The sequence below is a fragment of the Sphingomonas psychrolutea genome (genome assembly GCF_014636175.1).
In the GTDB taxonomy this organism is placed as follows: domain Bacteria; phylum Pseudomonadota; class Alphaproteobacteria; order Sphingomonadales; family Sphingomonadaceae; genus Sphingomonas; species Sphingomonas psychrolutea.
Genome location: NZ_BMDW01000001.1, coordinates 65327 through 85100, shown reverse-complemented (window position 1 = coordinate 85100; position 19774 = coordinate 65327). Strand labels below are relative to the sequence as shown.

The window sequence follows — 19774 nt, the reverse complement described above, 5'->3', positions numbered from 1 at the left end:
CGACGCGCGCGACGGTCAATCCACCGCCACCGCAGCACATTCGGCGACGCCGCCAATATCGCTGGCTCTGGTTTTGAGGCGCGCGACTGCGTCGGCGTCGCAGCTTGCCAGGATAACGCCGCGCGCGTGCGCCACCGCCAGCAAGTTCGTCGTGTGGCCAATCACGCTGCCGCGCGCCGCCCAGAGTTCGCGATAGGCCAGCAGTACCGGGGCGTAATGCGGCTTGCCCTCAAGCACGAAACCCGGATCGACGACGAGGATCCGGCGATCGGCGTGCGGTACAATTCGCGCGAAGAGCGCGCCATACTGTCCCGACCGCGCACCCTCGCCGACGATCGGCACATAATAGCGTCGGGCCACCGCTCCGGCCGTGCCCATCAGGATGGGCGCGACTGCGGCAATGATCAGCGCCGCTCCGAGGAGGCGGGCGTAGCGCGTATCGGCGCGGAGCACCGCGCGCGCTTGCGCGATCATGATGCGAACCGTCGTTGCCGCTGCGATCGCCATGAACGGAACCGCCGGGAGGATGTAGTGATGGAGTTTCGACGCGGCGCAGGTGAAGACTGCCAGCGTCGTGAGGATGATGCACACGGCATAGAGCAGCACCATTCGCGTGCGACCGCGCGCGACGAACACGGCCGCCGGCGACAAGAGCAGCAGCAGCGCCGTCGAAAAGAAGCCGGCGCGGAGCTGGTCGACGTAGAAATAGTGCGACTTTGCTGTGACCAGCGACGCTGAGAAGCGGCCGCGGACGTCGTTGAACCACGCAGCCTCCAGATAGCCCGGCGCTTGTCCCTCGCGCAGCGCCAGAAACAGCCCCACCGCCAGAGCGACACCGAGTCCCAGGATCACATAATTGGGCGTGGCGACGACGCGGCGTCCCCGTGCGGTGATCGCAAGATAGACAATCACGCCGAGCCCCGGAACCACCGCCGCGACACTCTTGGTGAGAAGGGCACAGCAGATCGCGACGCCGATCAGCGCGAGCCGCGTCGGCGACGGTCGTTCGCGGTGCAAGGTAAGGAACAGCAAGCAGAGATAGGTGGTCACGAAGAACAGCAGCAGCGCATCATAATCCGCCGTGCGCGCGCTATGTTCACCGAAATAAGCGGGGCTGAGCACCAGCAGCGCAGCGGCGAGGCCGGCCGTCGCGACCGATCCGGTCGTACGGCGAACGAACCAGAACACGATCGCAACGGTGCCGAGCGCTGCAACCATGCTTGGCAAACGCAGCGCCCATTCGCTCGGACCGAACACGGTGACGCTCGCCGCCATCAGCCAGATCAGCAGCGGGGGCTTGGTGTTCCACACATCGGGTGCGCCGGCATAAGTTGTGACGAGCCCGAAACCACGCGCCTGCAGCTCCAGCGCGTTCACGATGTTGCGCGATTCATCCCACAACTGGATCGGCATCGTCCGGCGATCGAGGAACAGAAAAAGCGTGGACAGCAGCAGGATCGCAACGAGCGTGGTCGCGCCCGCCCGCCCACCGGTCATGCGGGAGGCCGAAGTCCGATTACGGAACGCTGGCGACGGTGACCGCATCGGGTTCGCGATATCAGCCAAACCTCAACGAGGTGATAAGGCTTTGGTTACCATGGTGTCGCAACGCCGCCGCGGCTCGGCCGGCGAAAAACAAACGACGCACAAATGGCTCGTGAAGCATTAGCGACGAATTTTATGAGCGCCTTAATCGCGCCGCGCTATCGTCGAGACGTGAAGGGCTTTATATTCATCGTTGCCGCAATGCTGGCCGTGGATGCGGCGCTCAACCATAGCGAAAACACGATTTCGATCTTTCACGGTGCGATGCAAGTGATCCACGGCTTCAAAAGCTCGCTTTCGGGATCGATCTTCAGCTCATGAGCCTCCCCCGGGTTGCAACGCGGGCGTAACGCTGTCGCTCGACGACCAGCAACTCGATGCGTGTCCGGCTCCGCTTCCCGAAGGATTTCTGTCACACATAGCGTGAGGATCTATTTTGGCTGAAATGGTGACCCCTACGAGAATCGAACTCGTGCTTACGCCGTGAGAGGGCGTCGTCCTAACCGCTAGACGAAGGGGCCATGCGTAGAGCGGGTTGGAATACGCATCGGCAGGGGGGGCGTCAAGGCGCGGTGGAACCGGTTGCGCAAAGCGGCGTTTTGGGTTGTGCTACGGCCCGAACGGGCGGGCCGCGGGAATCTTGGGAATTTCAGATGCTTTGGACGATTGTCGTTGTTTTGCTGGTGCTGTGGGCACTCGGTTTTGCCGTTCACATCGGCGGTGGGTTGATCCACGTGCTACTCGTCATCGCGTTGATCGTCGTGGTCGTGCGGCTGCTGCAGGGGCGCCGGGTGGTCTAAACGCCACCGCGCGCGGTGGCGCTATGCCGCCGCGCGCCGCCGTTCGGCCATTTCGACGTTGAGCATTTCTGCCAGCAGAAATGCCAATTCGAGCGACTGGCCTGCATTCAAACGCGGGTCGCAATGCGTGTGATAGCGGTCGGCCAGCGATTGCTCGGTCACATCGACCGCGCCGCCGGTGCATTCGGTAACATTCTGTCCGGTCATCTCGGCATGGATTCCGCCCGCGATTGATCCTTCGGCGCGGTGGACCGCGAAGAAGCCGCGCACTTCGGCCAGGATGCGATCGAACGGGCGCGTCTTGTACCCATTGGCCGCCTTGATGACGTTGCCGTGCATCGGGTCACAACTCCACACGACGGGATGCCCCTCGCGTAACACCGCGCGGACAAGCTTGGGCAAGCCAGCCTCGATCTTGTCATGGCCATAACGCGTGATCAGCGTCATCCGGCCGGGCGTACGGTTGGGGTTGAGCGTGTCGAGCAAGCGCAAGAGCGCATCGGGCTCAAGGCTCGGCCCGCATTTCACGCCGATCGGATTGCCGATCCCGCGCAGATATTCGACATGCGCGCTGCCTTCAAAGCGCGTGCGGTCGCCAATCCACAGGAAATGCGCGCTGGTGTCGTACCAGTCACCCGTCAGCGAATCCTGCCGGGTCAGCGCCTGTTCGTAGCGCAGCAGCAACGCCTCATGGCTGGTGTAGAATTGCGTTTGTGCCAGTTGCGGCACAGTTTCCGGGCTGATCCCGCAGGCGGCCATAAATTCCAGCGCTTCGCCGATCCGGTCGGCGGTTTCGGCATATTTCTTCGCCCATGGACTGCGCCCCATATAATCGTGCGTCCAGCGATGGACTTGCGCGAGGTTCGCATAGCCGCCGCCGGCAAAGGCGCGCAGCAGGTTGAGCGTCGCGGCCGACTGGCTGTACGCGCGAATCATGCGTTGCGGGTCGGGCCGACGACCTTCCAGCGTGAAGTCGATATCGTTGACGATGTCGCCGCGGTACGCGGGCAGGGTGATATCGCCCTGTGTCTCGGTATCTGCCGAGCGCGGCTTGGCGAACTGTCCTGCCATCCGGCCGAGTTTCACCGTCGGCAGTTTCGAGGCGTAGGTCAGCACCACCGCCATTTGCAGGATGACGCGGAAGGTATCGCGGATGTTGTTGGCGCTGTGTTCGGCGAAGCTCTCGGCACAATCGCCGCCTTGCAGCAGGAAGGCCTTGCCCTCAGCGACGCGCGCGAGATCGGCGGTCAGGTTGCGCGCTTCGCCCGCGAAGACCAGCGGCGGGAAGCTGGCGAGCGTATCGGTCGCGGCGTCGAGTGCGGCGGCATCGGGGTAGCTCGGCATTTGCCGCGCGTCCGCCCGCGTCCAGCTATCGGGGGTCCAGGCGGTCATGTCATTCTCCGTGCGAATCTGTATGTACCAGTCGGCGTGGCGGGCGATGCCGTTGGCGGCGATTTGATTGACGACCGGGCCGCTCGCGCGTTTGCCGTCTTCCTCCCAGCCCTGAACGGTCGAGCCCGGCGCGCCATACCACGCCCCGAACGCCGCGCGGGTCAGCGCACGGTCTTCGCGGAAACGCCGGATCTTGATGCCTGCCATCGTCGTCATGCGCCGCATATTACCCAGTCTGGGTAAGTCGGGCAAGCGCGAATTTCCCAAACGGGGTAAATCGCGCGTTGGGGCTAAACGGGCCGCCCGGGATTAGCGGTGCGGTGGCGGCCAATCGCCTAAGCGGCGGCGTTGGGTTGGGGTTTGGCTGGTCCCGAGAAGGTCATTCGATCAGTGCTGTGAATCCGCGATATGCACGACGAGACCGTCAAGCGTATCGGACATTTCGATCTGGCAGCAGAGGCGGCTATCCTCGCGCACGCCTTCGGCGAATTCGAGCATGTCATGCTCCATTTCGCTCTGCCTGCCAGTCCGCTCGCGCCATTCGGCCGCGACGTAAACATGGCAGGTGCCGCACGCGCAATTGCCACCACAATCGCCATCAATCCCGCGAATGCTGTTGTTGAGCGCGCCCTCCATCACCGAATAGCCGTTCGCAATCTCGACCGGATGTTCGGTACCGTTGGGTTCAATAAAAGTGACGCGCGGCATGAAGTCCCCCGAATATTCAGTGATGTGGCAGATCGGCAAGCAAAGCGGGGATCAGCCCGGAATCCGCACCATCATGCGCTCATAGCCTTTGACAAAGGCCGATTTTACCCGGACCGGCGGCTCAATCACCTCGATCATCGGCCAACGCTTCAGGATTTCTTCCCAGACGATCTTGAGCTGCATTTCGGCGAGACGATTGCCGACGCAGCGGTGGATGCCGAACCCGAACGACAGGTGCTGGCGTGGCCGTGCGCGATCGATGATGAACGCATCGGCATTTTCAATCTCGGTTTCGTCGCGATTACCCGAGACGTACCACATCACGACGCGATCGCCTTTCTTGATATGCTGTCCACCCAGAATGGTATCCTGAAGCGCGGTGCGGCGCATATGCGCGAGCGGGGTCTGATAGCGGACGATCTCCGGCACCATCGATTCGATCAGCGCCGGGTTATCGCGGAGCTTCTGATACTCGCCGGGATTCTCGTTGAGGAACAACAGCCCGCCGGTGATCGAGTTGCGCGTGGTATCATTGCCGCCAACGATCAGCAGCAACAAATTGCCGAGATACTCCATCGGCTGCATGTCGCGCATCGACGGATTGTGCGCCATCATCGAGATGAGATCGCCTGCCGGTGCTGCGTTGACGCGCGCGTTCCACAGGCCGGTGAAATAGGTGAGGCATTCGATCAGGATCGCACGCTGTTCGTCGCGCGTCATTTTGGCGTCGGGCGCACTGACGTCGATCGTCGTCACGTCGGACCAATAGGTCAGCTTGCGCCGGTCCTCCCATGGGAAATCGAACAGCGTTGCAAGCATTTGCGTCGTCAGTTCGATCGAGACGCGATCGACCCAGTCGAACGGTTCGTTGATCGGCAAATTATCGAAAATCTTCTGCGCGCGCTCGCGGATCAGCACTTCGAGCACGGCCAGATTGGCCGGGGCAACAATCGGCGACACGGCTTTGCGCTGCACGTCATGCTTGGGTTGATCCATCGCGATGAACATCGGCAGGATAAAATCATCCTCCTGGTCCTTCGCCGTAATCCCACCGAGATGCGCTTCGGAGGAGAAGACAGCATGGTTGGTATCCACCGCCATGATGTCCTTGTAGCGCGTCACCGACCAGAACGGCCCAAACCGGCCATTGGCGCAATAATGCACCGGGGCTTCCTTGCGGAGCCGTTCAAAAAACGCCCAATGGGTATTATCGACGAAGCGCGCGGAGTCAGTCATGTCGATGTCTTCGATCGGCATCGAATAGGCGACCGAGCGGGCCATCTCGATGGCCTCATCCTCGATCTGCTTGAAGGCGGTCGCCATGATCAATCTCTCCCTCCGCCGATCCAGGTTGATGCTGGATGATCGTTCGTGCCGGCAAACTGCCCCGCTTCGAGGACAATGGCAATGCACCACGCCGCTTCAAGGCAAAGGGCTATCGCTGTCGGATGCTGTGGATCACCCCACGCCTAATACCCCGTCTGCAAATCGACGACGTTTTCCATCGGCCGTCCGCCGAGAAAGGCGTCAAGGTTGCGCAGAAACAGTGCCGCACCGCGTCGAAACATCTTGGTCTGGCTGCGGCCCGACAAATGCATCGTGTGGATCAGGTTCGGCGCAATCCAAAGCGGGTGGTCGCTGGGCAGCGGCTCGGGCGTGACGGTGTCGAGCACGGCCCCGGCGACGCTTTTGTCGGTCAGCGCGGTGATCAGCGCGTCCTGATCGACCATGTCGCCGCGCCCGACATTGAACAGCCACGCACCCGGCTTCATCGCGGCGAGTTCATCGGCACCGATCATCGCCTGGGTCGATTCGGTCGAAGGGGCAGCAAGGATCACCCAATCATAGTCGCCGAGCTTCGCTTTCCACGCATCGGGCGTCAGCGTACCGTCGCGACCCGAGCGCGTGACGCCGGTGACAGTAACGCCGAAAGCGGTCAGTCGATCGCCGATCAGTTTCCCGATCGCGCCATAGCCGACGATCAGCGCCGACGTTTCGAACAGTTCGATGCGGCCGGGCGCATCATCGGGCCAGACGTGGCGATCGGCGATGCGGACGACCTCGTCATACCGTTTGGCCGCCACAAGCACGCTCATTACGGCATATTCGGCGACCGCGATCGCGTTGATCCCGCTGCCGTTGGTGACGATCGTGCCGTCGCGCGCAAGCTTTGCCAGATCGAGCGATTCGAGGCCGGCAACGGCCGACGAAAGCCACTTGAGCGATGTCGCCGCCGCCACCGCTTCCTGCGTCAGGCCATGCGGGTAGAGATCGACCCAGCCGATATCGGCATCGACCATCGCCGCCGTCGCTTCCGCGCGCGTCATGACCCAGGCGACGTCGAGGTCGGCGGGCAAATGCGCTTCGAGCAGACCACGCGTGAGTGCGGGGAGGACAGCTTTCATACGGTGAGTTTCCAATCCCAGCCAAGTGGATCGCCGTCCATCACTTCGACCCCCGCTGCAGCCAGCGTATCGCGGATCGCGTCGGAGCGCGCGAAATCTTTCTCCGCGCGCGCCGCGCGCCGCGCGGCGAGATGCGCGTCGATCTCGCTTTCGGTAAGCGTCGCGGTGAAGGGCCTGAGCCGGAGATCGGCGCGGCCGAGCGTTTCGAGCTTCAGCCCGAGGACCGCGTCGAAATTGCCGAGTGCGCGCAGCCGCGTCGCGGGCGACAGGCGCTTGTCGGCGAGCAGGTCGTCGAGCACGGTCAGCGCCCGCGGCGTGTTGAGATCGTCGCCGACCGCGTCCTCCAACCGCGCGAGATAGGGTTCGGTATCGCCCTTCAGCACATAATCGTCGCGCGCGCGCAACGCATCCCGCGCGATCACCAAGCGCTTGAACCGCGTGAACGCCGCCGCGAGATTTTCCCAGGTGAATTCGAGCTCGCTGCGGTAATGCGCCTGCAGGCACATCATGCGGTACGCCAGCGGATGGAAGCCGGCATCGATCAGCGTCTGGAGCCGCAGGAACTCGCCAGTCGATTTCGACATCTTCGATCCGCGATCGACCAGGAAATTATTGTGCATCCAAATCCGCGCGCCGCTGTCAGCGCAGCCGCAAAAGGACTGGTTCTGCGCGATTTCATTGGGGTGGTGGATCTCGCGATGGTCGATCCCGCCGGTGTGGATGTCGAACGGGTGGCCGAGATGCTGGCGGCTCATCACCGAACATTCGAGATGCCACCCCGGTGCACCCTTGCCCCACGGCGAATCCCATTCCATCTGGCGCTGCTCGCCCGGCGGCGAGCGCCGCCAGATCGCGAAATCGGCTGCGTGGCGTTTGCCTGAGACCGGGTCGATCCGGCTCTCGCCCTCTTCCGATACCGGCCGGGCCAGCGCCCCGTAATGCGGCACGCGCGTCGTATCGAAATACAGTCCGCCCTCGATCAGATAGCAATCCTTCTCGATTGCCTGCGCGAAGGCGATCATGTGCGGGATATGGTCGGTCGCGACGGTCCATTCGGCCGGCGGATCGATATTGAGCCGTGCGACATCGTCCTTGAACGCCGCAGTATAATGCGCGGCGATCTCCCAGATCGACTTGGCCTCGGCAGCAGCGGCCTGCTCCATCTTGTCGTCGCCGGTATCGGCGTCGGACGTCAAATGTCCGACATCGGTGATGTTGATCACGTGCTTGGTCGGATAGCCCTTCCAGCGCAGCACCCGCCCGAGCGTATCGGCGAACAGGAAAGCTCGCATATTGCCGATATGCTGATAATTATAGACCGTCGGCCCGCAGGTATAGACCCGTATCAACGCCGGATCGATCGGTACGAACGGTTCGGCCGCACGCGTGAGACTGTTATAGAAGGTGAGGGGAATGGTCATGCGGCTCGCTTAACGACGACGGCATGGGTTGAAAAGCGCGGACACCACTGGTAGGGCGCACGCCTTGCGACGCAGACTCAATGTTTGCGGCGGCGCTTATCTATCGATTCGGAGCACTTCGGGTTTATGCAAATCATCGTACGCGACAACAATGTCGACCAGGCGCTGCGCGCGCTCAAGAAGAAGCTGCAGCGCGAAGGCGTCTATCGTGAGATGAAGCTGCGCCGGCATTATGAAAAGCCGAGCGAGAAGCGTGCGCGCGAGCGCGCCGCCGCCGTTCGCCGCGCCCGCAAGCTGGAGCGCAAGCGCATGGAACGGGACGGGGCACGGTAAGACCGGTCTCGGGCCGGCGCTGTTCGCCGGCCCTTTCGTCTCGATTTCAAGACCTCGACCCCGCCCGGGAGCCACCATGTCGATTACCGCTGTCCCGCTGAAGCCCGTCAAGCGGCGCATTTTGGTGTATCTGTGGATCGGCATCGCGCTGGCGGTGGTCGCGGCTGCTTCGCTCGCGATGCAGACGCCGATCGATCCGACCACGGCGTTCCTTGCGAAGAATGCGCGCGCGAAGGGTGTCCTCACGACGCCATCGGGTTTGCAATATCAGGTGCTGACCCCGGGCAAGGGCGCTGGCCCGACCGACGAAGACATTGCGCTGATCAATTATGAAGGCCGGCTGGTCGACGGCACGGTGTTCGACAAATCGCAGCAGCCCACCCCGATCCCGGTGGTGGCAAGCAACCCGGAAACGGGACGCCAGGGTGTGATCACGGGCTTTTCCGAAGCGCTGAAGCTGATGTCGAAGGGCGCTAAATACCGCGTCTGGATCAAGCCGAGCCTCGGTTATGGCGAAAAGGATCAGGGCGTTATCCCGCCACATTCGACCTTAGTGTTCGACCTTGAACTGTTCGAATTCATCCCCGAATCGACCTACCGCCAGATTCAGCAGCAGCAAATGATGCAGCAGCAGCAACGTGGTGCCGTGCCCCCCGGCGCGTTGCCGTCGGGTGCGCTGCCGCCAGGGGCAGAGGGCCGGCCGAGCGCCCGCTGATCCTCACCTAATCGGGATAGCGGCGATGAATCTGTGCGCGCATCCTTTATAGAAGTGGTACGTTCCTCGCCTGTGGCGGCCATCTTGCCGGGGTGCGTGCTGCGTCCTTGCACCCCGCGCAAAGCGGCGGCAAGGGCAGCAGAAGAGGTAGCGACGACATGTTCGACGGCATCGACCCGATTCTGCTCGCGCGCGCGCAATTCGCCTTTACGGTTAGTTTTCACTTCATTTTTCCGTCCTTCTCGATTGGCCTGGCAAGTTATCTCGCGGTTCTCGAAGGGCTGTGGCTGCGCACCGGCAAGCAGCTCTATCTCGACATCTTCCGCTTCTGGGTGAAGATCTTCGCGGTCGCCTTTGCGATGGGCGTCGTGTCGGGCATCGTGATGTCGTATCAGTTCGGCACCAATTGGTCGGTATTTTCGGATAAGACTGGGCCGATCCTCGGGCCGCTCATGGCGTATGAAGTGCTGACCGCCTTCTTCCTCGAGGCCGGGTTTCTCGGCGTGATGCTGTTCGGCATGAAGAAGGTCGGCAAGCGGCTCCACTTCACCGCCACCTGCATGGTCGCGGTCGGCACCGCGATCTCGGCGTTCTGGATACTGTCGGCGAACAGCTGGATGCACACCCCACAAGGCTATGCGATCAACGCGCAAGGCCAGTTCGTGATGGCGGGATCGTGGCTGACGGTGATCTTCAACCCGAGCTTCCCGTACCGCTTCGTTCATACCGTGATCGCCGCCTATCTGACGACGTCGCTGGTGGTGGGGGCGACCGGCGCGTGGCATTTGCTGAAGGACAAGACCGATCCGCATGCGCGAAAAATCTTCAGCATGGCGATGTGGATGGCGGCGATCGTAGCACCGATCCAGATCTTCGTGGGCGACGAACACGGTTTGAACACGCTCAAATATCAACCGGCCAAGGTGATGGCGATGGAGGGGCATTATGACAGCCACCCCAAGGGCGCGCCGCTGATCCTGTTCGGCATGCCCAACCCGGACAAGAAGCGGATGGAATATGTGGTCGAGATTCCAAAGGTCTCGTCGCTGATCCTCAAGCATGATCTCAACGCCCCGCTCGCCGGTCTCGATACGATCCCGCAGGATAAGCAGCCGCCAGTCGCGATCCTGTTCTGGTCGTTCCGCGTGATGGTTGGCCTTGGCTTCGCGATCTTCGGGCTTGGCCTGTGGAGCCTGGTCGCGCGCTGGCGCGGCAAGCTGTACGACTGGCCGTGGCTGCACCGCGCGGGCGTGCTGATGGGCCCGGCCGGGTTCGTCGCGGTGATCGCCGGCTGGATCACGACCGAGACCGGGCGTCAGCCATACACGGTTTACGGCCTGCTGCGCACCGTGGACAGCGTGTCGCCGCTCGCTGCGCCTGCGGTCGGCGCATCGCTCATCGCCTTCGTGCTGGTCTATTTCGCGGTGTTCGGCGTCGGCACTTGGTACATCCTGCGTCTGATCGGCAAGGGGGTTCACACCGGCGAGACCGAGATCGATGATTCTCCGATTCGTACCGCCGGAACCACGCCCTTGCCCGCACATCTTCCCGAAGGGCAGGCGGCATGATAAACGCCGATCTTGCCACGATCTGGGCCTTCATCATCGCGTTCGCCGTGTTCGGCTATGTCGTGCTTGACGGGTTCGATCTCGGGATCGGCATCCTGTTTCCCGCCTTCAAGGTGGGCGCGGATCGCGATGCGGCGATGAACGCGATCGCGCCGGTGTGGGACGGGAATGAGACGTGGCTGGTGCTGGGTGGCGGCGGGCTCTTCGCCGCCTTCCCGCTGGCCTATGCGATCCTGATGCCGGCGATGTACCCGCCGATCATCGCAATGCTGCTGGGGCTCGTGTTTCGCGGCGTGGCGTTCGAATATCGCTGGCGTGACCCTGGGCATCGCCGCTGGTGGGACATCGCCTTCACCGCCGGTTCGTTCACCGCCGCCTTCGCGCAAGGCGTGATCCTGGGTGCCTTGCTACAGGGCGTGAAGGTTTCCGGACGTGCTTATGGCGGCGCATGGCTCGATTGGTTGACGCCGTTCAGCGTGTTGACCGGCGTGAGCGTGGTGATCGGCTATGCGCTGCTCGGCGCGACCTGGCTGATCGCCAAGACCGAGGGGCGCACCGCCGAACAGGCACTTGGCTTCGCGCGGTGGCTGGGAGTGGCAACGCTGGCGGTGGTGGCATTGGTCAGCCTGGCCACGCCGTTCCTCAACCATGATTATTACAGCCGCTGGTTCCGTATGCCGGGGCTGTTGCTGACGGCGCCGGTGCCGATCCTCGTCGCGGGCATTGCCGTGCTGTTCTGGCGCGCGCTGCGGCGTGGTGCCCAGATCTTGCCGTTCGTACTGACGATCGCGGTGTTTGCGCTGTGCTTCATCGGGCTGGGGATCAGCATGTATCCCTATATCGTGCCTGATGCCGTGACGATCTGGCAGGCGGCGGCACCCGAATCATCGCAAGTGTTTATGCTGGTCGGCGTCGGCATCATGCTGCCACTGATCATTGGCTATACGGCCTGGGGCTATTGGGTGTTCCGCGGCAAGGTGGGAGAGGGCTACCATTGATCGTCGATGATCCCGCTGTGCCCTTTTGGCGACGGCTCGCCTGGATGGCGGGCATCTGGGCGATGAGCGTAACCGCGCTCGCCGTGGTGGCGTTTGGCATCAGAGTGTGGTTACGCGCCTGATCTTTCCGACATAAGGGCGCGCGCACGGTGGATTGGGGTGTCTTCAAGCGGCAGCTGGGCGAACAACTGCACATCAGCGACGATGCGCTGCACGTGCATGTCGGGATGGCGATCCTGCTTCTCGTCGCCTTGCTGTTGCGGCGGCCGCCGTGGAACTGGCGCCCGCTGCTCGTCGTCGCGGTGATCGAGGCGATCAACGAAATCTACGACATGCGCTCGCTTGGCATTCGCCCCAATCATGAAAGCGCGCTTCCCGACAGCATCCATGATTTTGTGCTGACAATGCTGTGGCCGGTCGTGATCGCGCTGACCTTCCCGCTGTTTCGCCGCTTCCTCGCCAAGCGTGATCAATAGCATCGCCGTTCGATGAAAGCGCCCGCCAGAGAGCCTTAACTAATTCGCGCTAGACCCGTCCTCATCCACGAAAACGGGTTCGAAAACGCATGAAGGGTATCATTCTGGCCGGTGGGGCGGGGACGCGGCTGTATCCGGCGACGCTCGCGCTGTCGAAGCAATTGCTGCCGGTGTTCGACAAACCGATGATCTATTATCCGCTGTCGGTGCTGATGCTGGCGGGCATTCGCGATATCCTGATCATTTCCACGCCGCGCGATCTGCCGATGTTCCGGCTGCTGCTCGGCGACGGCTCGGCGTTCGGGATTGCGCTGTCATACCTCGAACAGCCCGAGCCCGGCGGCCTGCCCCAGGCATTCCTCTTGGGTGCCGACTTTCTCGATGGAGAAGCGTGCGCGCTGATCCTGGGCGACAATATCTATCACGGCGACGGTCTCGGCGCGAAGTGCCGTACGGCGGCGCTGGCGGCAGAGCAGGGCGGCGCGACCGTGTTTGCCTATCAGGTCGATGATCCCGAGCGCTACGGTGTGGTCTCGTTCGATCCGGAGAGCGGGCGGGCGACGGGAATTGAGGAAAAGCCCGTCTCACCGCAATCGAACTGGGCGGTGACCGGGCTGTATTTCTGCGATGACAGCGTGGTCGAGATCGCCCGCGGCCTTACCCCCTCGGCGCGCGGCGAAGTGGAGATCGTCGATGTGCTCAAAGCCTATATGGCGCGGGACGCGCTTTCGGTCGGGCGGCTCGGGCGCGGCTATGCTTGGCTCGACACCGGCACGCACGATTCGCTGCACGACGCGTCGTCGTTCGTGCGCACGATCGAGCGGCGGCAGGGGATCAAGATTGCCTGTCCGGAGGAGATCGCGCTCGATCTCGGCTGGCTCGATGCCGCGCAAGTGACGGCGCGCGCCGATACCATGGGCACGACTGACTATGCGCGGTATCTGCGCACCTGCGCCAAGGCGGCGGCATGAGCGCGGTCGTGTCGCTTGGTGCGGCAGAGCCCGAACGCTGCGTTTTGGTCACGGGCGGAGCCGGGTTCATCGGCTCGGCGGTGTGCCGTCACCTCGTTCGCGGCGGCACGCGTGTCATCAACCTCGACAAGCTGACCTATGCCGGCTCGCTTTCGGCGCTCGCCGAGATTGCCGGGTCACCGCATTATCGCTTCGTCCAGGGCGACATTGCCGACCGCGCGTTGGTTGCGCGGTTGTTGGCCGAGGAACGCGTCGATGCGGTCATGCATTTGGCGGCGGAAAGCCACGTCGATCGCTCGATCGCTGGGCCGGCGGTGTTCATCGAGACCAACATCACCGGCACCTTTCACTTGCTGGAAGTGGCGCTCGATCATTGGCGTAGCCTCGACGGTGCGGCAAAGGAGCGCTTCCGCTTCCACCATATCTCTACCGATGAAGTGTTTGGTGACTTGCCCTTCGATTCATCCCGGTTCGACGAACAATCACCGTATTGCCCGTCATCGCCTTATTCGGCGTCGAAAGCGGCGTCCGATCATCTCGTGCGCGCCTGGCAACACACGTTTGGTCTGCCGGTCGTGCTGTCTAATTGCAGCAACAATTACGGCCCGCACCAATTCCCCGAAAAGCTGATCCCGCTGACGATTACGCGCGCGGCGGCAGGGCTGAGCTTGCCAGTGTACGGGACGGGCGAGAATGTTCGCGATTGGTTGCATGTCGAGGATCATGCGCGTGCGCTGGAAGCGGTCATGACGCGCGGCGCCGTTGGCGAAACCTATGTCATTGGCGGACGGGCCGAGCATAGTAACATCGCGGTGGTCGCGATGATTTGTGATCTCCTCGACGCGAGGGCGGCGCTGGCTAACGGCAAACGTCGCCGATCGTTGATTCGCTTTGTGACCGACCGACCCGGCCACGATCGCCGCTATGCAATCGACCCGACGCGCGTCGAGCGGGATCTGGGGTGGCGAGCGGAGATCGGCTTTGCGGCGGGATTGGCGGGGACAATCGACTGGTATCTGGCTGATCGCGCTGCCCAACCAATGGCAATTCCGCTGGTGTCGGTTGAGCATATGCCCGCGTCAGCCGGGGGCGCGCTTTTGAGCTGATCCTCCCGCCTCGATCGTCTGGCACAACGTTGAGGCGCGACGGCGGATTCGCGTGATCGGGTTTTTGATATCGCGTGGCCCAAAGGGGCCCGCTCCGTCACTTATATGCGCGTTTGATGTCCCCGTGCTGCAATCAGAAAAAGGGGCCAAACTTACGTTCGACCCCTTAAAATTCTGTCTAGCAGAAACCCTGAGACTAGGGGCTAACTGCCTTAGTGCTGGTGTTGCTTGTTGCTGCAACAACGCCGCCGGCGACCGCAGCGATTGCGAGACCGGCAACGATATAGCTGTTCGCGCCAATGCCGCGGCGTTCGCCGCCGCCGGTCGTGCCATCCTGCGCTGTCGTAAACGACTGCGGCGCTGCGCATGCCGACGTTCCGACCGAAAGGACCGACGTTGGCTTAAGCGAAACGTTGCAACCCTGCATCGCGACCTTTGCCGACGAACCGCGGGTGATAACCCGATCGCCAACGAAGAGCGACTGACCAGCGCGTGCTGGAAGAAGCTTGCCGTCACGTGCCACAACAGTACCCTGCGAGGCTGCGGTCAACGTGCCGACGGATTGCTCGGAAGCCGCAAACAGCGGTGCCGAAAGGCTCGCCATCACAATGGCGGCGGTTACCCGCGAAAATTTCATTTCAGTCTCCCTTGAACCCGTTTGGCGGTGCTCGATGGACGGTTTACCCACGAGCGGTGTTTTTGTCTACCCTCAAATCGTTCGCGCTTGCACAAAAAACCTGAGTGAGATGCCGAAACGCCACACCCTGATTTTGGTTGCACGCAAAGCGTGAGGGATTGGAAAAAACGTCTTAGCGGACCGCCGTCAGATACGTGCGGTCGGTCCCCTCCAGGCACAGCGCGGTGAGGACACCGGTAGCATAAGCGCCGGTATCGATTCCGATGCGATTTGGCTGTTCATCGGGGCCATCGCTGATCGTGTGGCCGTGGACCACGACGAACGGATGGATGACCGTGCTGTCCAGAAAGCCTTCGCGGATCCAGCGCAAATCTGCGATTTTCTGCTGCTCGAGCGGGGTGCCGGGGCGGATCCCAGCATGGACGAACAGATAATCGCCGAATCGAAAGCTATCGATGAACGATTCGACGAAGCTGAGATCAGCCGGCGGCATCGCCGCGCGAATTTCGGCCGCCGCCGCCGCCGCCGAAAGCGTTGCGAGGCGCCCCACTTCGACACCGTAACTCTGCGCGAATTCATACCCGCCAAAGCTCATCCAGTCCCACACACGTTCGGGATCGTCGCCCAGCACGCGCAGCAACATCTCCTCGTGATTGCCCATTACGAAGACCGGGTTGGGCAAATTCGGGCGGATCGACTGAAGCAGTTGCAGCACGCCGCGCGACTCCGGGCCTCGGTCGATCAAATCGCCCAGAAACACGACGAATTCGCGCGCGCACGGTCGTGCCTGACTGTCGGCATCGATCTGTTCGAGCAAATCGCGCAGCAGATCGAGTCGCCCATGAACGTCGCCGATCGCATAGACGCGGGTCCCCGGCGGGCCGCTGGGCGGCGGAGCGGGTTTCGGTGTTTTTCTAAACAGTGCCACGGTCGTTTCCAAATCGTCCGGCAACGGCCGGGCGCAGCTGCGCTTATTGCGCTGCGGTATCCCCGCTGACGGTATCGAGCAAGTGCAGCCAGCGTGCCAGTGCGTGCGCGCGGGTGTAGCCGCCGTCGAGCAGCGTGCGTGCGGCGCGTCCCATCGCCGCGGTCTTTACACGGTCGTCAGCCAGAACGACGATCGCGTCGGCTAGGGCGGCAGAATCGCCGGGTGCAACCGCTACGCCAGCACCGGCGGGAACGATCAGCCGCGCCAGCTCGCCGTCGAGCGCACACACCGCGACCACGGCGCGCCCCGCAGCACAGACGCCGAACACCTTGCTCGGCACGATCAGTCCTTCGAAAGCGGGGCGTAGCGAAATCCAATGCGCGTTCCCCGTCGCCAGCGATTCGGACAATTTCTCGCGCGGTTGATAGGGAACGAACCGAAAATTCGTCAGCCCAAGCGCAGCGACCTGTGCGGCAAGTTGCTCCGACATATGGCCGCCGCCGACGAACAGGAACACGATGTCAGCGCGCGCGCGGAGCGCAGTCGCTGCCGCGAGCACCGTGCCATATTCATGCGCGCGTCCGAGGTTGCCCGAATAAGCGAGGACGAAGGCATCTGGCGGAATCGCCCAAGCGGCGCGCAGATCGGGCGAATGGCCTGCAAGCGGGACGATGTCGGCGTCGTTCGACCAATTGGGGATCACCGCGATGTGATCGCGCTCAATCCCGATGCGCGCGACGCGGTCGGCCATTAATTCGCCGATCGCCACAATCCGGGCTGCTTGACGCAGCGACCGGTTGCGCAACCCCGTCAGCACCCGCCCGAGGGGGCCTTGCGTTATGCCGATCCCGTAAGCGATCGCGACCTCGGGATAGAGATCCTGCAACCACGGGATCAGCACGGCACCGCGCAGCCGTGCGACGATCGCAAGCGGCACGGACAGCAGCGGCGGATCGGTTTTCACCACCAGAACGCTGCCGCGCCGCGCAATTCTTGCGGCGGCGATTGGTGCAAGCAGCAGATAAAAGAGATATGCCGCAATCCGCCCCGCCATGCCGCGCCGATTGCGCGGGGTCGTAACGCGGTGAATCGTCACTCCGGCAGTCGTTTCCCGGCGCGGCAAGACACCCCGGTCCTGACCGTATAAACCGCGGCTTGCGATCACCGTCACATCGCGCCCTTGCGCCGCCAGGTCGACCGCAAGGTCGGTCAGGATCTGCGCGGTCGCCGAATGATCCGGCGCATAGAAACGGTTGAGGAAGATGATCGGGGCAAACATCGCAGGGCGCGTTCTCGGTCAGAGGCAGTCATACGGCCAAAGCACGATGGAGTTGATCTGATCAACTGCTTCCTTTGCCGGTCGCGGCGCCGGACCTGTGAAGAGGCTTTGGCGCACCCGCCGCTATCATGTTGTTTCGGTAAAACTTGTTGTAAAGTTTTGCACGGCGTGGAACGAAATAGTGTGGTACTGTGTTTGGTTTTGGCGTCCGGACCGCACTGGTCCTGCACGCTAAGGGGCAAGCGCGATTTGCGGACTAACCAAGGGGTTTTGCAATGCTGCAGGCGCGATTGCAAAGTAGGGATGGGCAACGACGTGCCGCGGTCCAACGGTATCGCTATCAAATTCTGATAGGCTTTATGATCGCGGTGGTGCTGCCATCGACGGTCCGCGGCCTGTTCGACTCGCGTGACTTCGACTATTTCAGCCGAACGATCCTCGAATATGGCAATAGCCGAAATTCGCTCATCGCCTCGTTCGTTGGGCTGTTTGTTGGGGTCGCGCTGTTCCGGCGATTGTGCAATTTTCCGGGCGTGCGCTCCTATGAATATGTGCTGCCGTCCTTTTTCATGTCGTACGGCATCGTCACCGCCGCCCTGCTGATCTTTCGCCTCGAATATATCGTGTCGGTGGTCGCGACGAGCTTTGCGCTGGCGGTGATGACCTTTTTTGTGATTTGCTACCTAAGTCAGCGGTACACGGCGTATGTGTTTCACGTCGTACCGTGCGGCGACATGTCCCGGCTGCATGGGATTCCACATGTCGAGTGGGACTATCTGTGCGAACCCGTTCTACCCAAGATGCCCGGCGCGGGCATTGTCGTCGATCTGCGCGCTGAGATCGGCGATGAATGGGAGCGCTTGCTGGCAGAGGCCGCGCTCGCCGGCGTCCCGGTCTACCATTGCAAGCAACTGTTGGAATCGATCACTGGCCAAGTCCAAATCGAGCATATTTCGGAAAACAGCCTTGGCTCGCTCAACCCCAATGACGGGTATGGCAAGGTCAAGCAGGGGATCGATCTGCTGATCGCCTTGGTCGCGTTGCCGATGTTCTCGCCGCTCCTGCTGTTGATTGCGCTGGCGATCCGGCTCGATTCACCGGGACCAGTGCTGTTTCGCCAGTTGCGGATGGGGTTTCGCGGGCACCCGTTTCAGGTCTACAAATTCCGCACGATGCGCCCGGTGACCGCGCCCGGCACCAATGATGATGCGCGCCGCGCCGCGATAACCCAAAGCGACGACGATCGCATCACGCGGATCGGGCGATTCCTGCGTCGCACGCGGATCGATGAAATTCCGCAGATTCTCAATATCCTGCGCGGCGAGATGAGTTGGATCGGCCCACGGCCCGAGGCAATGGCGCTATCGGGATGGTATCAAAGCGAAATCTCCTTTTACAGTTATCGTCATGTCGTAAAACCGGGAATTACCGGCTGGGCGCAAGTCAACCAAGGACACGTCGCCGAAATCCATGACGTCCATTACAAACTTTGTTATGATTTTTATTATATAAAATATTTGTCGGCATGGCTCGACACCTTAATTCTATTCCGAACTATTCGTACGGTCATTACCGGTTCGGGAGCGAAATAAAGTCTAGTTGATGATAAGCTATTCGAATTGTTCCGCCGATATTGGATCGATGCGGGTGCCGCTGTCGGGTTGATTTCGACGCCTCCGATGCTAAAGCCCGGTTTGGGCAAAGGGCCATGCCGCCACCTGATTTATGGAGACCACTTTGACCGCTCACGCCGAAGCTGCGAATCGATCGCCGTCCGTGCCGATCGCCTCGGCATATCGCACGCTGCTTGCGCTCGGGGCGCTGTGCCTGGCGGCATTGCTGATGCTGGGTGGCTGCGCCGATACCCGGGGTGGATCGATTCCGTACGGGGTCGCAAAGTTTAACGCACCCGACCCGATCGCCGCGATCGCCGCCGAAAACGCGTATCGCACTGGCCCTGGCGATACGCTGGCCGTTGCGGTGATGCGTGTACCGGATCTGTCAGGTGATGCGGTGATCGACCCGAGTGGTGACATCACGATGCCGCTGATCGGGAAGGTTCCGGCGATCGGCAAGACCACTGATCAGATCGCGAGCGAGATTTCAGGGCGATTGAGCGCCAAATATCTGCAGAACCCAGAAGTTCGCGTGGCGCTGAAATCCTCATCGAGCCAGCGAATCACGGTTGATGGGTCGGTCAACGGACCCGGCATTTATTCGATTGCCGGGTCGACCACGCTGCTTCAGGCGATCGCGCTTGCCAAGGGCACCACCTCCGACGCCAATTCCCGCAAGGTCGCGGTATTCCGCACGATCGCGGGGCAGCGTCAGGCGGCAGCGTTCGATCTGACCGACATCCGCCGCGGCAAGGCCGCGGATCCAGAAATTTTCGGCAACGATATTATCGTGGTCGACGGATCGGCGTCCAAGGCAGCGTTGAAGAACGTGCTGCAGACAATACCGCTCATCTCGATTTTCCGTCCTTTCTGACG

21 protein-coding genes and 1 tRNA gene are annotated in these 19774 nt (G+C 62.1%); 12 read left to right on the top strand and 10 right to left on the bottom strand.

Annotation, left to right across the window (positions count from 1 at the left end; translation table 11 throughout):
- Positions 1-15: 15 nt before the first annotated feature.
- Entirely contained in the window at positions 16-1497 is a 1482-nt protein-coding gene (locus IEV62_RS00425; RefSeq protein ID WP_188444798.1) for an ArnT family glycosyltransferase, read from the bottom strand.
- Between the two features lie 219 nt (positions 1498-1716).
- On the opposite strand from IEV62_RS00425, the gene IEV62_RS00420 reads away from it, so the two are divergent.
- Positions 1717-1866 (top strand): hypothetical protein, encoded by a 150-nt coding sequence (locus IEV62_RS00420; RefSeq protein ID WP_188444797.1) that lies wholly within the window; start codon positions 1717-1719, stop codon positions 1864-1866.
- 125 nt (positions 1867-1991) lie between these two features.
- Here IEV62_RS00420 and IEV62_RS00415 read toward each other — a convergent pair.
- A tRNA-Glu gene (locus IEV62_RS00415) sits at positions 1992-2066 on the bottom strand.
- Positions 2067-2198: 132 nt separating this feature from the next.
- Here IEV62_RS00415 and IEV62_RS00410 point away from each other — a divergent pair.
- Positions 2199-2345, top strand: a complete 147-nt coding sequence (locus tag IEV62_RS00410) for a lmo0937 family membrane protein (protein ID WP_188444796.1) — start codon at positions 2199-2201, stop codon at positions 2343-2345.
- A 21-nt stretch (positions 2346-2366) separates the two neighbouring features.
- Here the strand turns inward: IEV62_RS00410 and IEV62_RS00405 are convergent, their stop codons facing one another.
- The 5 genes from IEV62_RS00405 to cysS form a co-directional block, all read right to left on the bottom strand.
- Positions 2367-3953 (bottom strand): class II 3-deoxy-7-phosphoheptulonate synthase, encoded by a 1587-nt coding sequence (locus tag IEV62_RS00405; protein WP_188444795.1) that lies wholly within the window; start codon positions 3951-3953, stop codon positions 2367-2369.
- A gap of 171 nt (positions 3954-4124) precedes the next feature.
- Positions 4125-4445, bottom strand: coding sequence for a 2Fe-2S iron-sulfur cluster-binding protein (locus tag IEV62_RS00400; RefSeq protein ID WP_188444794.1), 321 nt, complete (start codon positions 4443-4445; stop codon positions 4125-4127).
- 51 nt (positions 4446-4496) lie between these two features.
- Positions 4497-5768 carry a cytochrome P450 gene (locus IEV62_RS00395; protein WP_188444793.1) on the bottom strand — a complete coding sequence of 424 codons (1272 nt, stop codon included), beginning with the start codon at positions 5766-5768 and terminating at the stop codon, positions 4497-4499.
- A 146-nt stretch (positions 5769-5914) separates the two neighbouring features.
- Positions 5915-6850, bottom strand: a complete 936-nt coding sequence (locus IEV62_RS00390) for a D-2-hydroxyacid dehydrogenase (protein WP_188444792.1) — start codon at positions 6848-6850, stop codon at positions 5915-5917.
- Positions 6847-8271, bottom strand: coding sequence for a cysteine--tRNA ligase (gene cysS, locus IEV62_RS00385; protein ID WP_188444791.1), 1425 nt, complete (start codon positions 8269-8271; stop codon positions 6847-6849). The genes IEV62_RS00390 and cysS overlap by 4 nt, the downstream gene beginning before the upstream one ends.
- 126 nt (positions 8272-8397) lie before the next feature.
- On the opposite strand from cysS, the gene rpsU reads away from it, so the two are divergent.
- The 8 genes from rpsU to rfbB all read left to right on the top strand — a co-directional run bounded on the left by rpsU (position 8398) and on the right by rfbB (position 14438).
- Positions 8398-8604 carry a 30S ribosomal protein S21 gene (gene rpsU, locus IEV62_RS00380; protein ID WP_010162663.1) on the top strand — a complete coding sequence of 69 codons (207 nt, stop codon included), beginning with the start codon at positions 8398-8400 and terminating at the stop codon, positions 8602-8604.
- A 76-nt stretch (positions 8605-8680) separates the two neighbouring features.
- Positions 8681-9319 (top strand): FKBP-type peptidyl-prolyl cis-trans isomerase, encoded by a 639-nt coding sequence (locus IEV62_RS00375; RefSeq protein ID WP_188444790.1) that lies wholly within the window; start codon positions 8681-8683, stop codon positions 9317-9319.
- Positions 9320-9477: 158 nt separating this feature from the next.
- The gene (locus IEV62_RS00370) at positions 9478-10887 is read left to right on the top strand and encodes a cytochrome ubiquinol oxidase subunit I (RefSeq protein WP_188445006.1); all 1410 of its coding nucleotides are present in this window, start codon (positions 9478-9480) and stop codon (positions 10885-10887) included.
- A complete protein-coding gene (gene cydB, locus IEV62_RS00365) occupies positions 10884-11885 on the top strand; it encodes a cytochrome d ubiquinol oxidase subunit II (protein ID WP_308510330.1) in 1002 nt (333 codons plus the stop codon). Before IEV62_RS00370 ends, cydB begins: the two co-directional genes overlap by 4 nt.
- Positions 11882-12007 (top strand): DUF2474 domain-containing protein, encoded by a 126-nt coding sequence (locus tag IEV62_RS00360; RefSeq protein ID WP_229732731.1) that lies wholly within the window; start codon positions 11882-11884, stop codon positions 12005-12007. The genes cydB and IEV62_RS00360 overlap by 4 nt, the downstream gene beginning before the upstream one ends.
- Before the next feature lie 27 nt (positions 12008-12034).
- Positions 12035-12361 (top strand): hypothetical protein, encoded by a 327-nt coding sequence (locus IEV62_RS00355; RefSeq protein ID WP_188444789.1) that lies wholly within the window; start codon positions 12035-12037, stop codon positions 12359-12361.
- An 89-nt stretch (positions 12362-12450) separates the two neighbouring features.
- Positions 12451-13332: a glucose-1-phosphate thymidylyltransferase RfbA gene (rfbA, locus tag IEV62_RS00350; protein ID WP_188444788.1), complete on the top strand. Its 882-nt coding sequence runs from the start codon at positions 12451-12453 to the stop codon at positions 13330-13332.
- On the top strand, positions 13329-14438 hold the full coding sequence (gene rfbB, locus IEV62_RS00345; protein WP_188444787.1) for a dTDP-glucose 4,6-dehydratase: 1110 nt from the start codon (positions 13329-13331) through the stop codon (positions 14436-14438). The genes rfbA and rfbB overlap by 4 nt, the downstream gene beginning before the upstream one ends.
- Positions 14439-14634: 196 nt before the next feature.
- Here rfbB and IEV62_RS00340 read toward each other — a convergent pair whose 3' ends face one another.
- The 3 genes from IEV62_RS00340 to IEV62_RS00330 form a co-directional block, all read right to left on the bottom strand.
- Positions 14635-15126 carry a hypothetical protein gene (locus IEV62_RS00340; RefSeq protein WP_188444786.1) on the bottom strand — a complete coding sequence of 164 codons (492 nt, stop codon included), beginning with the start codon at positions 15124-15126 and terminating at the stop codon, positions 14635-14637.
- Between the two features lie 121 nt (positions 15127-15247).
- Positions 15248-16003, bottom strand: coding sequence for a metallophosphoesterase (locus IEV62_RS00335; RefSeq protein ID WP_229732730.1), 756 nt, complete (start codon positions 16001-16003; stop codon positions 15248-15250).
- A gap of 43 nt (positions 16004-16046) precedes the next feature.
- On the bottom strand, positions 16047-17282 hold the full coding sequence (locus IEV62_RS00330; RefSeq protein ID WP_188444784.1) for a glycosyltransferase family 4 protein: 1236 nt from the start codon (positions 17280-17282) through the stop codon (positions 16047-16049).
- A gap of 359 nt (positions 17283-17641) precedes the next feature.
- On the opposite strand from IEV62_RS00330, the gene IEV62_RS00325 reads away from it, so the two are divergent.
- Complete coding sequence (locus IEV62_RS00325) at positions 17642-18874, top strand: sugar transferase (RefSeq protein ID WP_229732729.1); 1233 nt, start codon at positions 17642-17644, stop codon at positions 18872-18874.
- Between the two features lie 133 nt (positions 18875-19007).
- Entirely contained in the window at positions 19008-19772 is a 765-nt protein-coding gene (locus tag IEV62_RS00320) for a polysaccharide biosynthesis/export family protein (protein ID WP_188444782.1), read from the top strand.
- Positions 19773-19774: the final 2 nt, after the last annotated feature.

Excerpts from the sequence above, each read along its gene's own strand:
- IEV62_RS00325 (WP_229732729.1), top strand. The coding sequence starts at position 17,642 with ATGATCGCGGTGGTGCTGCCATCGACGGTCCGCGGCCTGTTCGACTCG.
- IEV62_RS00400 (WP_188444794.1), bottom strand. The coding sequence starts at position 4,445 with ATGCCGCGCGTCACTTTTATTGAACCCAACGGTACCGAACATCCGGTC.
- cysS (WP_188444791.1), bottom strand. The coding sequence starts at position 8,271 with ATGACCATTCCCCTCACCTTCTATAACAGTCTCACGCGTGCGGCCGAA.
- rfbA (WP_188444788.1), top strand. The coding sequence starts at position 12,451 with ATGAAGGGTATCATTCTGGCCGGTGGGGCGGGGACGCGGCTGTATCCG.
- IEV62_RS00395 (WP_188444793.1), bottom strand. The coding sequence starts at position 5,768 with ATGGCGACCGCCTTCAAGCAGATCGAGGATGAGGCCATCGAGATGGCC.
- cydB (WP_308510330.1), top strand. The coding sequence starts at position 10,884 with ATGATAAACGCCGATCTTGCCACGATCTGGGCCTTCATCATCGCGTTC.
- IEV62_RS00390 (WP_188444792.1), bottom strand. The coding sequence starts at position 6,850 with ATGAAAGCTGTCCTCCCCGCACTCACGCGTGGTCTGCTCGAAGCGCAT.
- IEV62_RS00425 (WP_188444798.1), bottom strand. The coding sequence starts at position 1,497 with ATGACCGGTGGGCGGGCGGGCGCGACCACGCTCGTTGCGATCCTGCTG.
- IEV62_RS00410 (WP_188444796.1), top strand. The coding sequence starts at position 2,199 with ATGCTTTGGACGATTGTCGTTGTTTTGCTGGTGCTGTGGGCACTCGGT.
- IEV62_RS00405 (WP_188444795.1), bottom strand. The coding sequence starts at position 3,953 with ATGACGACGATGGCAGGCATCAAGATCCGGCGTTTCCGCGAAGACCGT.
- IEV62_RS00370 (WP_188445006.1), top strand. The coding sequence starts at position 9,478 with ATGTTCGACGGCATCGACCCGATTCTGCTCGCGCGCGCGCAATTCGCC.
- IEV62_RS00320 (WP_188444782.1), top strand. The coding sequence starts at position 19,008 with ATGGAGACCACTTTGACCGCTCACGCCGAAGCTGCGAATCGATCGCCG.
- rfbB (WP_188444787.1), top strand. The coding sequence starts at position 13,329 with ATGAGCGCGGTCGTGTCGCTTGGTGCGGCAGAGCCCGAACGCTGCGTT.
- IEV62_RS00330 (WP_188444784.1), bottom strand. The coding sequence starts at position 17,282 with ATGTTTGCCCCGATCATCTTCCTCAACCGTTTCTATGCGCCGGATCAT.
- IEV62_RS00375 (WP_188444790.1), top strand. The coding sequence starts at position 8,681 with ATGTCGATTACCGCTGTCCCGCTGAAGCCCGTCAAGCGGCGCATTTTG.
- rpsU (WP_010162663.1), top strand. The coding sequence starts at position 8,398 with ATGCAAATCATCGTACGCGACAACAATGTCGACCAGGCGCTGCGCGCG.